This is a genomic window from Haloarcula sediminis, from assembly GCF_035656455.1.
In the GTDB taxonomy this organism is placed as follows: Archaea; Halobacteriota; Halobacteria; order Halobacteriales; family Haloarculaceae; genus Haloarcula; species Haloarcula sediminis.
The window spans coordinates 40,094-54,432 of record NZ_JAYMGA010000011.1; the positions used below are offsets into that span (position 1 = coordinate 40,094).

Sequence of the window (14,339 nt, forward strand, 5' to 3'; positions counted from 1 at the left end):
CCGATGTACTCCGAAAATATGGTAAGTCCTGATAAAATCCTTCCTCCAGAAATCCGCGAGAAGCTTGATGAAGAGGGGTTTGATAAAACGCGGAAACACTCTCGGTGGAACTATATGTGTGCGTTTTTTCTTCCGGACACCAAAACGTGCTCCCAATCACTCACCCGTCGTCGTGTTGAGAAGATACTTGAAAAACATTTTGACGATTTGAAATTTAAAAATACCAGATCGACGAGTAACGAGGCATTAAAAGAGTTAGTCAATGCCGACCTCCTAGAGGTCGATGGGGAGAGCTCGGAACATCGATATTGGGTAACGGACTCGCTGAACAACGCAGATAGCCAGATGTCTGAAACGACAAGTGGTCCCTCCGCTGATACGGTACAGTCGACCGAACGTGACGCACCATCTCCATCTACTGCATCCACAGGCTCAGCGGGATTGACTGCATCACACTCAACTGGCGATGTAGCTCGGAGACCTACCTTACAAATCCGTGGAATGCTGTCGTTAGGTGCGCTGGTAGCCGGTCTGTCCCTGACAATAGTTGCCCTTGTGTTGCTCCGTCTCCCCGTCGTAACCGCTCTATGGCTTGAGAGTGCTTTTCTCGGATGGACACTCATTTGGCTCGGTGTCGCCGCTGGTGTCGTGACTGTCGCTCAGTGGGTCCGTAGTGATCTCGGCACCTTCTTCGATATAGAAAGTACTTAAATGACCTTCTAACCCCATTGTGTCGAAGGACCCGTTAGAACCCAACAGTCTTCACAAGGCTTCCGTCATATTGTTTTTATGGCTGGACGAGTGAGATTCAACAATTGAATGGATAGATGGCCGTATCTTCGAGATTGAAGCTACACTGAGACGCATTCTGACCTTCTGTTGATTAAGAGAATAGTTATATTGGTTAACGACTACCGATGAAACCTCTTCGAGACGTATCTTCAAGTAGCCTAAGAGTCAGTTGATCAAATTTTTGTTTTGTCCAGCGAGAGACCCGTTTCCGGTCCCGAAAGCATCAGTCAGTTTGGCGGCCATGGCTTGTCGCCGTCGACGTCGCCGATCGGCTTCAGAGAGGTATTGTTCCCAGACTACGGTCCCAGATTGGGCGCCTTGTTCGTCAGCAATGTTATCCATTTCCGCGCGGATATCGACCATGGCGCTGGAGTACATCGAGTACCAGAACCGCCGTGCTGTTCTGGGAGTGGCCAGTTGGCCGTCAACGGACACATCGGCCCGGTCGGCGAGTCGTTTGAATCGGTTAGTAATCGTATCGGAGTGGACGTGTGTGTCCGTCTTTGTGGGTGAGGGAAACAGATACCCCTGCCAGTCATCCGCTGCAGCTAGCTGGCCGATACGATCCGAGACTGTGTGCACACCGTAGTGGAGGGCGACAGTGCCCGGGCCGTTCTTGCGCTCTTCGAAGGCGATGTGTGGATCATCACCTCCGAGGGCGAATTGCGAGACGTGCAACTGGGCGACTTCGGACGGCCGTAGACCCCACCCAGGGAGTGCAGTGACAAGCAGTGTCTCAGCCGGCGTGTCCGCGGCCGCAAGGAGTTGCTGGACATCGGTCGCTTGCAGCGATTGGTTGTCGGCGTCGGGCCGTTCCCAGCCGTATTCGGATTCGACGCCGTCGAGTGGATTGAACGCGAGATAGCCCTCGTCGGTCAGCCAGCTGTAGACAGGGCGGACATCGGCAACGAATGTGAGGCGGGACTGGTCACTGCCTAGGTTATCAGCGATGTCGTCGAGTACGTCACGGGCCCGACGTCGTTCGGCTGCCTTGTTGTCGATATCGTCCGCATGTGCGAGGATTGCATCCGTGCCGTGGTGGCGACGATAGGTTTTCACCCACGTTCGGAACCGGGAGCGACGGGACGCGAGCGTAGATTCGGCCAGCAGTTCACGGTCTTCTCGGCGGGTGAAGTACGCGTCGACGGCTGCTTCTGTGGCCTCGTGTTCTATATTGAAGCGGCGCTGCGGTGATTCTGACCCCCCGTTATCGATTTGTAAACAGTCCTCTCCAACGTCTTTCTGTACGAATTCGGTAAATGTTCTGTCGTGATGCTCGCGAAGTGTATAGCGAATACCGGAGTAGCCGTGTTCTCGAAGCCACGTCGCGGTGGGGTAGGGCTGATTTATGTGGGTGGAATCAGTGAGAAATTCTGGGTGGATGTGGTTGGTGTAGTATTTGGCGAGCTCGTCGAGTGATTTCCGACTCCAGTTGTGCTGTTGCTCACTCATGTTCACACACCGGGTTTCGAGTGTAACTAGCCGGTTCGCTGTCTCTGAGGGGTATTCTGAGAGTTTGTGTTTCCATAGGTAGCGCTGGTCTTCAATTAACTTGATATTTTTGGATAGGTGGTTGTAGACGAGGATACAACTAAACTGTGTAAAACTGGGCGGGAACACCGGTGAATACACATATATCGTATACCGCTATATCTTCATCTTGGCAGATTCCGACCTATAGAAAAGGTCAAAATATGCTTTCCGACCTTGCCTTCGTCACCGGTTGAGCCAGTAGTGCCAGTCTGCGACAGCCTGTTTCGTGTTATCGCTGGCGTCAACCGGCTCAAGTTGGCTCAGGGGAACACCCAATTCGCTATCCTTCCACTGGATGGTCACAAATTGCTGGCGGAGCGATGGATCTGTTGAGGGAACCCCAACCACGCGAACTGTTTCACCTTCGCTAAGGGGTGAGACTTCTTTTTCCTTGATACAGTTGGCCTCGAAGGGGAAATCTATCGTTTCCTCCAGATAGATCTGCCATCCCATCGCCTGCTCGTCCTGCGTGTACGCGTCGACAATAATCTCCATCTGGATTCGCTCTTCACGCTCCTCGTCGCTATCTGAGCGTATCACTGCTCTCGACCACCTGGACTCTCTTTTTCGACCACATCCCGAAGCCCATCCGGAAGCAGGGAAAACGGCTTTTCCGCGTGAAATGCGACGTTCTCGTAGGCCTGTTCAATATGTTTTTGTTTCTCATCCTCACAGTCCTTGGCGAGCGCTTCTAGATCTTCTTTCATCAGCTGGAGCTCGTTGCTGGCCCCAAGCATCTCGGCGGTCAACGCTAATTCTTTCATAGACTTGGCTGCTGCGCGTCTCACTCGGCCGTCGTCGTCGCAGAGTCCGTCGAGATAGAGTTCCCGTAGTCTTTCGCGGTGTGTTGCAATCTCGTCAAGCGTCCACTCCCCCGGCAACGCTTCGTCTGTGATATCCGATCCGACGGTTCGATAGGCCAAGCGTGGATACAGACCCGCCGCAAATCGAATTACGGCCTGTCGTTTATACCCGTCCTCGGCCTTGTATAGGTCTCGACACATCTCGAAACACTCGTCAAACAGGTCGGCTCTCTCCTCGAGTTCGGTATCCTCGACCTCGTCTATGGCACGATTCACGCGCTCGGTGTCACCAGAAGAGAGCGCATCGGCGAACGCATCGCGTGTTCGATCCATACGCTTTCTTGCACAGCTGGCCGCCTAATTCCTCGGGTCAAACGCTACGACTTCGTGTGTTTCTCACCACAGTATTACAACCAATCCACTCGTAGCCACTGGACGACAGGCCGATGGGGGCTCCTAACCCGACAATTACCGAGGCGGCCGTCAGAGAACTCGCACGCTCACAGTCGTACGACCGTGGAGAGAACTACTACAACGAGGGCGCCGTCATCGAGATTGTCCGGCGCGGTAAGAAGCTTCGCGGAACGGTAGAAGGCAGTCAGTACGAGCCCTACCAAGTTCGAATCGACTTCGACGAGACCGGCGTCTCCGACACTGCATGTTCCTGCCCCTACGATCACGGTGGAATCTGCAAGCATCGCGTGGCCACTCTCCTAACCTACATCCGTGATCCCAGTGAGATTGACCAGCGGCCACCAGTCCCTGAGTTGATTGAGGAGGCAGATCCGGAGGACCTCCGCGACATCCTCATGAACCTCGCCGAGAGCCACCCCAAACTGGCAGACAGGGTTGAGTCGCAACTTGAGACGGTGGCTTCCGAAGATATAGGCGATGATAGTGACCGAACGCCCGACATTAATCGCGAGTCGATTCGCCAGCAGGTGCAATACGTCCTCGGTCCCATGGACGGACAAAGCGCTCACGCGTCCGACTCGTATGCAGCGGCCGAGACTGATGTGGAAAAACTCCGAGGTCTCCTTGACCAAGCTTGGACCGCGCTTGACGCCGGCGACGGCGAGGCAGCGCTGGATATCCTCGAACCGCTCGCCGACGAGTTGATGGATGAAAGATGGCTCGCCCTTTCGCACGACGATTCAAACGGTGTCTTCGAGTTTTTCGACGAAGTCGATAATGCCATAGCCGAAGCGCTGCTCACCGCTGCCCCTTCAAAAGAGGAACGTGCCAACTGGGAGGACCGCCTCCGGAGTTGGGAACAGGAATTGGGAAGCTATACGCACCACCCGCCGTACAGCGTCGCCCTCGAAGCCGCCCAACGTGGTTGGGACTTCGATCCGGTCCAGCGAGCGATGCGTGGCAATGCAAGCTTCGCTGACCTCTGGGAGGGCAATCCGCCCTGGTACGCCGAGAATTTCATCAGAGCTCGCCTTAATGTTCTCGAACGCCAGGACCGCAGTTCGGAGTATCTGAACCTTGCGGCAGCCGCGGACCTCGTTGATGCGTACGTGACCAAACTCGTTGGGGAGGGTCGAATCGACGAGGCAATCGAGTATGGACGCGACAACCTGTATTCACCGGACGAAGCACTCACGCTAGCCAAAGCACTTCGGGATCACGACCAACAAGAGGCAGCTCTGGACATCGCCCAGCACGGGCTGACTCTTGAGGGAAGCGAGAAGGCAGAACTGGCAGAACGGCTCCGCGAGCGGGCCAGCAGCCTGGATGAACACGATATCGCACTGGAAGCGGCCGTCGCGGCGTTCGAAGCCTCCCCGACGCTTGCGAACTACCAGGTGACAGAGGAACTCGCCGGCGAGGACTGGCCGGATGTCCGTGAAAAACTACTGACCTCGCTCTCAAATCGAGAGACGACCCAGCGGGTTGCGCGGCGACACATCGAGATTTTCCTGTATGCGGATCGATGTGACGAGGCTATCGCTATCGCGGACCGTTTTTCTGACTCCAAGGTGGTCAAACCGGTTGCCGAAGCCGTCTGGGAGAATCGTCCACAGTGGACGATCGATATGTGTAAGCAACAGGCCGAGCCAATCATCAAGAAAGGCCAGTCACAGCAGTATCAGAACGCCGTGGACTGGCTGGACATCGCCAGCAAGGCGGCCGATGCAGCGGGGGAAATCGATGAGTGGCGTGCCTACGTAGAGGGTCTTCGCGACGAACACTATCAAAAGTACAAGCTCCGACCGATGCTGGATGAGTTACTTGAGGAGGTTCCTGGAGAATCAAGCTAGACATTACCATCTTAGCGGGTACTATCAATGTCCGGCATCTCTGCTCACGTATTTTAAGAAGTAATTCTGATCACCGAGCGCAATCTGATGCTCGCTCATACTGACTTACTCGCCGTATTTTTCACTAAGCGTCGCTTCTTCGGCTGCCAGTTTCTGCACACCTGTCGCCAGCCCCTCAGTCAGGATGACGTGGGCGAGGTCGGTGAGTTCGTAGTACGAATACGTCTCTTTGGTGCCCGTATTCGGATCACGGCGGTTCTTGATGAGTGTGGAGCGTTTGAGCTTGCGAAGGTGGTAGTGAAGGTCATTACCCTCGCGGTCGAGCATCATCTCTAACTCACTGGTACTCAACCGGCCCTCTTCACCAAGTGCAGTGAGGATGTCGAACGCTGGCTGCGAGGCTGCCGTCTCGTACATCTCGAGGTACTCTTCAAGAGTGAAGAAACTCTCATCCGGGAGTTCGACATCTATCGAGAACTCTTGATCGTCGCCCTCACCGCCCTCGGAGTCGTCAGTGAGTACCCCGCCATCGGGACGAGTTGTGTTGGGGTCGGACATGGGTTATGTCCTATATTTTGCTCACACCGGGTTAAATTTTCTTACGGTGGTAGTCCTCCAGACCGAGTACCAGCTGTAATGGATTCGATACCCAATTTGAGATTTACAAACTGCCGGTGACAAAGTATAGGCCACCAGTCTGTGAAAGCCACGACAATGCGAGATCGGATTATTGAGGCGCTTCGTGATAGCAGCTATATCACTCACGGCGCTTCGAAAGAGCAGTTTCTCGTCTATCTAATGGGTCCGTACAAGTCCTATCCACCGTACAACCCACCCCACCAAGGAGCAGCTGAGGCAGCCACCCAGCGTCCGACACTCGACGATATTGACGGCCGTTTGCAGCGAGGGGAATTGGACTTGGATGCTGATGAGGCACTGGCACTATTGGTCCAGCTCAAACGAGATTTGCGGACTCAAACCGGGGTGAATGCGTTTGTGGCGACTGATCCAGAGATTCCCCTGCACCAGATGGATGCCGCCACACAGAGTATCGAGTATACGAAGGCAGCCGACGCCACGATCTTCATCGCGCCGGCCATGGGTGACAATCTTGGCGTCGGTATCGAAACCGGGTGTCTGTGAGCATCTTGGTGAGCGACCGTTGCGCGAGAACGTTGTATTCCTCGGTGAGGCGAACGTCGAGAGTGCGATGGTCACAGCCGTCTCTGAACGCTGGCATGTGACAACGGATGATTTCGAGAGCTATGACGATCTCAACAAAGCGGTTCGAGCGCATCTCAGAACAATAGCATGACTCGCTGCTGACGAGGACTTCAGCTCGTTAGAATAAATGAATGCGACCGGTGAAAGAGCAAACCCAATTCTGAACGGTACCAAAGTGCCCAGTCACAAAAACAGGATTGTCCCGCAGAGATTATTCATCAAGATCGGCGACAATCTTGAATTGGGGTCCTCCGCTTGCGAGCATCGGGTACCCAATGCTACCTTCGATTTTCAATAATCAGTTCGGCAAGTCGCTCTGGCTGCTCAATGGCCAGCTGTAAGAGTGCTTCATGATATTCGCGCTTAGGTACATCTCGGAGTCCTTCATCACGGAGACGGCGCTTAACCTCAAAGTCAAGCGTATCGTCGAACTCAGTGAGGGTTTCTACAGTCGGATAAATTGCCTCTTGCTTGCTATCCTCAAACGGAAACGCAGGGTGCTCAAGAGAACTCGTTGAGGAGTTGTCTTCGGTAGCATCAGTAGTTGAGTCCGGGGACTGTTCAAGATCCGAAGTGGGCTCTGGTGCAGAATCCTGCCGGTCTCTCTCGGGCGTATCAATAGTGTTTGTCTCCTCCGCGTCCTGTTCACTCATTGCTTCGTCCAAATCATCGAAGCCCATCAGCGAGCCACCTCACCGGTTTCGACAATTTGTGCGAGCTCATCATAGCACGCGAGTTGGTCACACTCAGAGTCATAATCCCTGAGTGGAACTCCCTCATCGTTCGCATTGTCGATAGCGGCTCGATGACGGATACCTGGTAATGGGCCATCGTATCCACCACTGTCGACCTTCGCCCAGTCAGATTCGGAGAGGTATGCGAAGTTCGGGACATGCTTAGCTACAGCCTCTCTAGTGGTCATCTCTCTGAGAAGGGCCCGGTCTCGCGTTTCCTGGTCGATTCGGGTAGACAGATCAGTCGGGACGACGCTGAGGATGTTGAGATCAAAGTACTCACGCGCATCCATCACCAACCGTTGGACAGTATTCGTCAGTCCTGTCTCATAGCCATTCTCGGGCCGAAGTGGGATGATAATATTCCCAGTAGCATACATCGCGTTGTCATTGAGTTTCCCCCGATTCGCTGGACAGTCAATGACGATGTAATCATACGCTTCACCGAGAAGTTCGTCAACCAACTCCTGCTTTAGACGCGTAGTCCCCATTGTCGCTTCCTTCAAACCGGATTGGACATCCTCAAGTTCAACGTGTGATGGAAAGAGATCCAATCCATCAGCGACACTCGTAATGTACTGTTGTGGGTCCTCGCCATCAAGAAGCACGTCGGCAGCGTGGTTCGTGCCCCACCGATCGCCACTATAAGCGTCATCATGGCCGAGAATGAGTGTCATGTGGCCATTGTCGTCGAGATCGACCAGAAGCGCCCGTTCGTTCCGGTGACCGAGTTCCCGTGCAAGATTGATCGCGGTGGTAGTTTTCCCAAAACCGCCTTTTAAAACGCCGACTGAGACTGCACGAGGTTCGTTAGCTTGCACATCACTCATACCTTGCTCACCCACCTGAGGTAACTTAGCTATTTTGACTTAGGTACCTTAGGTTGCTAAGCTTGCTTAGCCAATGTGAATAATTCACCTAAGGTACCTTAGGTCTTGTACCTAAGATAGCATAGATGGGCTGGTATCTAACGTCCCTCTCTGTGTTTCACGAAGTGCGATACCACTCATTTACTCGGCTCGTGATTTCGCCACTCCTCGCCAACGGTACTCATGGTTTGGGTGGTGCGGCCTATCGTTTTGACCCATCAACCCGTAGACCCGGCCATGACTTTCAATTCGACGTGGCACAACCTCCTCGAAAACATCGAAGAGCTGTCGGCGGACGCCATACTTGTGACTCCACTGTCACGGAAGGCGTTTCGCGTCACTGACGTGCAGGAACACCGAGTGCTGATGCAGTATCGAGACGACGACGAGACGATTCCACTCCAGAAAGACCAGTTCGAGACATTGTACGAGCGCATCAGTGACTCCCGTGGCGCGTTCGAGCTTGACCGTCTGCCCCCCGACGCCGAACCATACGCGACTGTGCTGTCCCTCCATCCACGCTTCGAGATTGACGACCGAGAGGGGACGCTAACCGAAAGTGACCAATCGACTGGATCCCCGTTGGTGGAAGCACAGAGCAACGGCAGTGAAACCGACGACGTCGAGCGTGAAGAACCAGATCTCGACGTGTATGCCGATGCGCTGTTGCTAATTGATGCGCTCGAACGTCACGACGTGACCCATCTCGAAGGCGCGGAGACGCCGGCACTGGTAAACCTCTATACGCTTCTCTCGGATATCCAGCGCAATGCAAATGACCTCCGGAAAGATATCCGAAGCGTTCTGCTGGGCCGTCTTCACCATGAACAGCCTGTCTCTGGCCAGTTCGGGTCTGTCCAGCGGACTACGCGACGAAACCGATCGCTGAAAGACGACGAACTGGTGTTGAACGCTTTCGAGTCCGCCGGTATCGACCGTGACCGACTAACTACAGTAGACTCAAGCAAAGTTGACGAGGCACTTGAAGTCACAGAGTTGGCCGAGAGTGACGTCTATGAAGTCGAAACAAGCGAGTACGTACGCAAGGCCGATGTTGACGAGGAAGAGAAAGAGGGACGCCTCCAAGGCCTGAAAGACCAGCTTGCGGCCACCGAAGGCGAGGAAGCCAACGAACTCCGAGAGGAAATCGAAGAACTCGAAGATAGGATTGCCGAACTCACAGAGTTCCAATCGGGCCGATCGTTTCACAAGTCTTCCAGCGGCGGGTGACTGTGCCCTTGTTTAATTCGGCGTGCATTACAATAGGCACTTTCTGGTGTTTTTCTCCAGGGGTGCGTACGCTTATTGGAGTAAACGTAAGCACTTATGTCCAGCCGGGATTTGTTCGAATTCGAGCGTTTGAAGCCTTAGACATGGCATTGTTGGCCTAATTCAGCGTCTATATATTGTATGTCGCTATACTATTTTTCATTTCAGAAGGCAGCACAGATTCGGCGTTTGGATTTCTACAAACCAACAACTCAACAACACTTATCGGCGATGTCGAGCTAATCAGCACTTCAGTCGAGAATAATCCTCGCGACGTCGTTCGGCTGATCAAACTCTCGAAGGCGAGCTACCGGAAGATGCAGGAGAACCTCGTTTGGGCGACCGGTTACAACGTATTCGCATTACCTCTCGCAGCCGGCGTCCTCGCACCCGTCGGGATTCTCCTCTCGCCGGCCATCGGTGCGGTGTTCATGTCGCTGTCGACGGTCATCGTCGCTATCAATGCTCGCAGACTCCGCGGAGTCGATCTCTCGTGATTGACGCGGTTCGCCAGTGGGCTTTCGACCGTCGCGACCACGCGCACAGCCAGCACGTGTACGACTGGTGGAGCCGGCACGACCGAGTGTACGCTGCTTTCGTCACGGCCTTCCTGTTCGGTCGAACGGGCGAATTTCGCGACCGGACGGTCGACGCCCTCTCACTGGACCACGGTGATACCGTCCTCGATGTCGGCTGTGGGCCTGGTCCTAACTTCGACCGACTTGCCGAGGCCGTTGGCCCGACTGAAACTATCGTCAGTGTCGACGCCAGCCACGGTATGGTCAAGCGGGCGAGGGAACGCGGCGAACAGTTGAACTGTGAAGTCGAGGTACTTCGAGCGGACGCCAGGCGACTTCCACTAGCGAATAATCGCTTTGATGGCGTGTGCGCAACACTGTCGTTGAGCGTGATGGGCGATGTCGAGGCGGTCGTGTCCGAAATGTCCGACGTACTGCGCCCCGGGGGACGCACTGCAGTTCTCGACGCTCGGTCATTCCAGACGGCACCGCTTCGCTGGCTCAACCCATTCATCGAAGGTGCCTCGGCTTACATTACTGGCAGTGGTGAGAAGGTGACAAGGTGAAACCAAAGTACAATGGATCAGTCACTCCTGACGAGTCGGAGGATGCCTGAACGAACGCACGGTTTGCTATCGGGAGACTGCCCGAATTTGAGGTAATGGAGGTCACATTCACTCAGCACCCACTGGGGGACATCTCCTCGTCGCCAAGTCGGTCCGTGATTTCTTTCTCGAGATGCAACGCGACGAGCCGTGCGAAGTCCTTGAGTTCCTCGTCGAGGTGCTCGTCTGTAGTGACCGGGGGCCGGTAGGGCGTCTCACTCCCTGCGACCGGGAGCAGCTCCGTCTGAATCTCTCTATCCGGCCGCTGTCCCCCCTCGTAGCCGAATGCCTGCGTGAATCGCTGAAACAGGTCTTCGTTCTCATCGGAAAGCCGCCGGATGACCGCCATCCAGGCTTCGTGCTCCACCCAGGCCGGAACCGGCTGGTTGCTGTGAGCCGTCCCGGCAGCACCACCGTCGGGCCGATCTTCGAGCGTCATACAGGTTATTCATTGTACGGTCCTGGGGCTAATTTGATTGATAAGAGTCGTTGAGAGGAGATTGAAGTTCCCCCCAGTTCCGCGTCCCGATGGAGTCAGATTCGGAATCGAGGTAGGGAAGATACGGTTCGAGGAGCCAACAAGAAGCGTGTAGGTCGGTCATAATCTCGAACGGGGGTCTCGATCTCTTGATCTGACCTTCCACAGCGTGACGACAAGGACGAGGACTACACCCACACCGACGAGACACAGTTCCCATGCCGCAACAGGAAGACCGATTCCTGGCATGGAGAGTTGCGTGGTCGCACCCGAGATGACGGCTCTTCGAAGACGAGTCGCCACAGCTGGTCCACGTGTCAGTAGAGAGCCGATTTCTGTGGTCCAGAGTCCCAAAGCGAGCACGGCAGCTACGAGAGCGCCGATTACCGGGATCAAAACGCGAGGCTCGTGAGAGCGATTCGTCTTCGGGCCCTGACGAGACTGAACGGCGTCGGATGCCCGCACTGGGTGAGCAGTCGTACCATCCCGGACTTCCGAGCGCGAGTTGGATACAACCCCGTCGACAAGTGGAATCGCGGGAAGCCCCTCCCGAAGCTGGCTGACGCGGTCCGAAAGTCGCTGTCGAACACTCACCGCAGGCAGTTGGCGCTCTGCTTGCCGGCGGATCGCCACATCGGACAGCTGGGTGTGCTGTTGCAGTGCCCTTACTTCGTCTCCGATCGCATCGAGATGTGTGCGAGCCCGTTCGGCGTTGAGTTTCGCTCTATATTCCTCGACGAGTGCTTGGGTGTCTTCCAGGAGCGCGATCTCGTTGCCCTGGCGTACGTACAGAAGCGCATCGAGATCGTCTTCGTCCAGGTGGTGGTCGGTCCGGCTGATGGCGACCGACTGGGCTGGAGTGTCGGAGAGTAACGCAAGCGCGTGTTCGAACCCGACGCGCTCACCTGGGACGGTGAACTTCAGACAGCGAGATTCTTCTCCCAACGCCTTCGCGAGGATCGAGACCGTACCCTCGTCGACCGTCGTACGGTCGGACATCGACGCGAGATCCGCGATAATCTCGTTTTGGCTGTCGTCAGTGTCCGCCAGTAGAACCCCGGCGGACTCGGAAAGAAAGCGTTTGAGCTCGCTGTGGACGGTTCCGATGCCCATCTCCGGGTCGTATTCGAATCGCACGTAGTACGTTTTGATCCGACCCCGTCGCGACGCACGTGCCCTGACGTGGCTCGTGATGACGACGGTGTTGGTAGTGCCCTCGATCTCGATGTATGCCCGAAGTTGGTCGTCGAAATACTGGCCGATCCGAACGTCGGTAGATGCCGCTGTCCGGGCCGTCGAGGCGACCAGATCGCCGTTCGAGGAATAGAGCGAGAACTCCGTACTGTACTCCTCCGACGCAGGCGAATCAGAATCCGTGGTGTCTCCGCCGTCGATGGACGTATCCCGGGAAGCATCGTGTCGAGCAAGCGAGTCCCGGTCACTCCAGTCGGACTCTGACTGGCCAACGTCGTGCTGCCAGTCGTGCGGACGCGAAACTCTAGCACGGTTGGACTCCGAGTCGGCCACCCCGCTCCCTTCTGGCGTCTCTTCCTCGTTGGTCGATGGACCCGACTGTTCATCACGTCCGGGCCGGTCCCGCGCTCTGGAGGGACGCCCGTGGTCGTTGGCCGACTCGGTCGCACTATCTGTCTCCTGGTGGGAGTCCGTCCGCTCCGGAAGCGCAGGCGTGTCGGTCGTACTGGAGGACGACCGTTCAGCGTCCCATGTTTCGTCAATATCGTCTGACATCCTTATTTGAGACGCTCCTGCAGTTCGACGTGACCGAAGGGCTGGAGATCACCATCGTCGGTCACGACGGGGACGCGGTCGCCGTTCTCATCCTCGACTGTCCGGACGTAGACCGGGTGAACCGCGTCGGCACCGACGTCTCGCATCTGGGTAGCGATGACGTTGCTCTCGCGCTGAATCTTCCTCGTGACGAAGCGTCGGAAACGGTCGAAGTTCCCTACGTTGTACGGATCGAGCCCCGTTTCGTTGCGGAACTCGCTGTCGTAGAGATCGGCTTTTGTCGCGGCGAAGACGATTTCCTTGGACGCCCCGTATTCGGAGATAATCTCACCGTATAGATGCGCGTCGAGGCTGTCGCCGGGATCCCGAAGTGCGGCGACGTCGATCAGGAGGACGATCGTGTCCGCGTTCTCGACCTGTTCTAGGAGTGCTCGGATGACCTCCGGGTTTCCTCGGTCGAGTTCGTCTATCGGGACCCCGCTGAGTGCCTTGACGAACGGGGGGAGATTCTCGCCGGCGTGGTCCCTAATGTCGATCTGGAGGTTCTTCGGAAACAGCTTCCCGTCCTTGATCGTCCAGCTGAACTCCTCAAGGTCGTTCTGCTCGTTGTTGTCTATGAACCACTCTCCGGTCTGTGGGCCCGACCCGTCGTCCTCGATCAGGACCTCTTCTCCCTGACCGAGGAGTTCGTACAGATCCTGTGAGATCTCCAGTGGGGGAACGTCGGCGTACCGGGCGACTCGGTTCATGTAATCCGTCGGGGCGCAGTACGCGAGCACACTCTTTCCGGCGTTTCTCTTCCCGAAGAACGCGACCGTCTTCTTGGCCTCGTACTGCATGAACTTCCGAGTGACGACGATAAATCCGGCTGCAGTGACCGAATCGACGAACAGGTTGTCGAGCCGCACGCCGACCGTGGCTTCCCCGATCGTCCCCGGTGAGAAGACCGGAGGATACACCACGTGATATTCAACATACAGCAGGACGACCGAACCCATAACGGCGATGTAAATGAGCTTGGGAGCACGTCGGAACTCTCTCCGGCGCGGAATCCGCAGGTCGAGGACCGAGTCCCAGACAGTCCGTGGGACGACCAGAAGCAACGCCGCGGTCGCACCGAGTGCAACGTGGCCGAGGTGGGCCCACAGCTGCAACGCGATCCGCGGGACGAAGCCCGACAGCCAGAAGCCGACGGTGAGTGTACCGAGGCCGATCCACAACAGGATTCCCTGTGCCCACTTCTTGTCGTCGAACAGCAACAGGAGCATCAGCGTCAGGATTCCCCCCAGGCCGAACGCTTCGAGCGTCACCAGTCCCGGCCCGAATCCAGTGACCGACTCAACGATGAACCTGGTGAGGGTTCCCTGCGTGGCGCTGTCGTGGCTTCGGCTGACAAGGGTGGCGAGGGGGACACCCAGACCGATCATGACCGCGAGATAGCCCAGGAGTCGCACCTGCTCCTGATTGGACTGGAGCCATTCCATCGGCCCCGCCACCG

The 14,339-nt window shown here is 56.0% G+C and carries 15 protein-coding genes and 1 pseudogene; 7 read left to right on the plus strand and 9 right to left on the minus strand.

Annotated elements, in window-relative coordinates:
• Window positions 1-18: 18 nt before the first annotated feature.
• Window positions 19-711 carry a hypothetical protein gene (locus tag VJ162_RS16505; protein ID WP_324665823.1) on the plus strand — a complete coding sequence of 231 codons (693 nt, stop codon included), beginning with the start codon at window positions 19-21 and terminating at the stop codon, window positions 709-711.
• A gap of 246 nt (window positions 712-957) precedes the next feature.
• Here the strand turns inward: VJ162_RS16505 and VJ162_RS16510 are convergent, their stop codons facing one another.
• The 3 genes from VJ162_RS16510 to VJ162_RS16520 all read right to left on the minus strand — a co-directional run bounded on the left by VJ162_RS16510 (window position 958) and on the right by VJ162_RS16520 (window position 3,461).
• Window positions 958-2,244, minus strand: a complete 1,287-nt coding sequence (locus VJ162_RS16510) for a site-specific integrase (RefSeq protein ID WP_324665824.1) — start codon at window positions 2,242-2,244, stop codon at window positions 958-960.
• Between the two features lie 264 nt (window positions 2,245-2,508).
• Window positions 2,509-2,820 (minus strand): calcium-binding protein, encoded by a 312-nt coding sequence (locus tag VJ162_RS16515; RefSeq protein WP_407066875.1) that lies wholly within the window; start codon window positions 2,818-2,820, stop codon window positions 2,509-2,511.
• A 41-nt stretch (window positions 2,821-2,861) separates the two neighbouring features.
• Entirely contained in the window at window positions 2,862-3,461 is a 600-nt protein-coding gene (locus VJ162_RS16520) for a hypothetical protein (RefSeq protein ID WP_324665826.1), read from the minus strand.
• A gap of 113 nt (window positions 3,462-3,574) precedes the next feature.
• On the opposite strand from VJ162_RS16520, the gene VJ162_RS16525 reads away from it, so the two are divergent.
• Complete coding sequence (locus VJ162_RS16525) at window positions 3,575-5,395, plus strand: SWIM zinc finger family protein (RefSeq protein WP_324665827.1); 1,821 nt, start codon at window positions 3,575-3,577, stop codon at window positions 5,393-5,395.
• A gap of 105 nt (window positions 5,396-5,500) precedes the next feature.
• On the opposite strand, the gene VJ162_RS16530 is transcribed toward VJ162_RS16525, so the two are convergent.
• The gene (locus tag VJ162_RS16530; RefSeq protein ID WP_324665828.1) at window positions 5,501-5,953 is read right to left on the minus strand and encodes a winged helix-turn-helix domain-containing protein; all 453 of its coding nucleotides are present in this window, start codon (window positions 5,951-5,953) and stop codon (window positions 5,501-5,503) included.
• Window positions 5,954-6,109: 156 nt separating this feature from the next.
• Here VJ162_RS16530 and VJ162_RS16535 point away from each other — a divergent pair, with 156 nt between their 5' ends.
• Window positions 6,110-6,538: a DUF7509 family protein gene (locus tag VJ162_RS16535; protein WP_324665829.1), complete on the plus strand. Its 429-nt coding sequence runs from the start codon at window positions 6,110-6,112 to the stop codon at window positions 6,536-6,538.
• 67 nt (window positions 6,539-6,605) lie between these two features.
• A complete protein-coding gene (locus VJ162_RS18625) occupies window positions 6,606-6,710 on the plus strand; it encodes a hypothetical protein (protein WP_455429323.1) in 105 nt (34 codons plus the stop codon).
• A gap of 187 nt (window positions 6,711-6,897) precedes the next feature.
• Here VJ162_RS18625 and VJ162_RS16540 read toward each other — a convergent pair whose 3' ends face one another.
• Window positions 6,898-7,272 (minus strand): hypothetical protein, encoded by a 375-nt coding sequence (locus tag VJ162_RS16540; RefSeq protein WP_324665830.1) that lies wholly within the window; start codon window positions 7,270-7,272, stop codon window positions 6,898-6,900.
• 26 nt (window positions 7,273-7,298) lie between these two features.
• Window positions 7,299-8,183: a ParA family protein gene (locus VJ162_RS16545; RefSeq protein ID WP_324665831.1), complete on the minus strand. Its 885-nt coding sequence runs from the start codon at window positions 8,181-8,183 to the stop codon at window positions 7,299-7,301.
• 276 nt (window positions 8,184-8,459) lie between these two features.
• Between VJ162_RS16545 and VJ162_RS16550 the strand changes: the two genes are divergently transcribed.
• The 3 genes and pseudogenes from VJ162_RS16550 (at window position 8,460) to VJ162_RS16560 (ending at window position 10,575) form a co-directional block, all read left to right on the plus strand.
• Complete coding sequence (locus tag VJ162_RS16550) at window positions 8,460-9,452, plus strand: hypothetical protein (RefSeq protein WP_324665832.1); 993 nt, start codon at window positions 8,460-8,462, stop codon at window positions 9,450-9,452.
• A 293-nt stretch (window positions 9,453-9,745) separates the two neighbouring features.
• A pseudogene (locus VJ162_RS16555) lies at window positions 9,746-9,988 on the plus strand (heavy metal translocating P-type ATPase); the annotation flags it as partial.
• Window positions 9,985-10,575: a class I SAM-dependent methyltransferase gene (locus VJ162_RS16560; protein ID WP_324665833.1), complete on the plus strand. Its 591-nt coding sequence runs from the start codon at window positions 9,985-9,987 to the stop codon at window positions 10,573-10,575. The pseudogene VJ162_RS16555 and the gene VJ162_RS16560, both read left to right, overlap by 4 nt.
• A 112-nt stretch (window positions 10,576-10,687) precedes the next feature.
• Here the strand turns inward: VJ162_RS16560 and VJ162_RS16565 are convergent, their stop codons facing one another.
• The 3 genes from VJ162_RS16565 to VJ162_RS16575 all read right to left on the minus strand — a co-directional run bounded on the left by VJ162_RS16565 (window position 10,688) and on the right by VJ162_RS16575 (window position 14,325).
• A complete protein-coding gene (locus VJ162_RS16565; protein ID WP_324665834.1) occupies window positions 10,688-11,053 on the minus strand; it encodes a hypothetical protein in 366 nt (121 codons plus the stop codon).
• Between the two features lie 159 nt (window positions 11,054-11,212).
• Window positions 11,213-12,841, minus strand: a complete 1,629-nt coding sequence (locus VJ162_RS16570) for a hypothetical protein (protein ID WP_324665835.1) — start codon at window positions 12,839-12,841, stop codon at window positions 11,213-11,215.
• 2 nt (window positions 12,842-12,843) lie between these two features.
• Window positions 12,844-14,325: a P-loop NTPase family protein gene (locus VJ162_RS16575; RefSeq protein ID WP_324665836.1), complete on the minus strand. Its 1,482-nt coding sequence runs from the start codon at window positions 14,323-14,325 to the stop codon at window positions 12,844-12,846.
• Window positions 14,326-14,339: the final 14 nt, after the last annotated feature.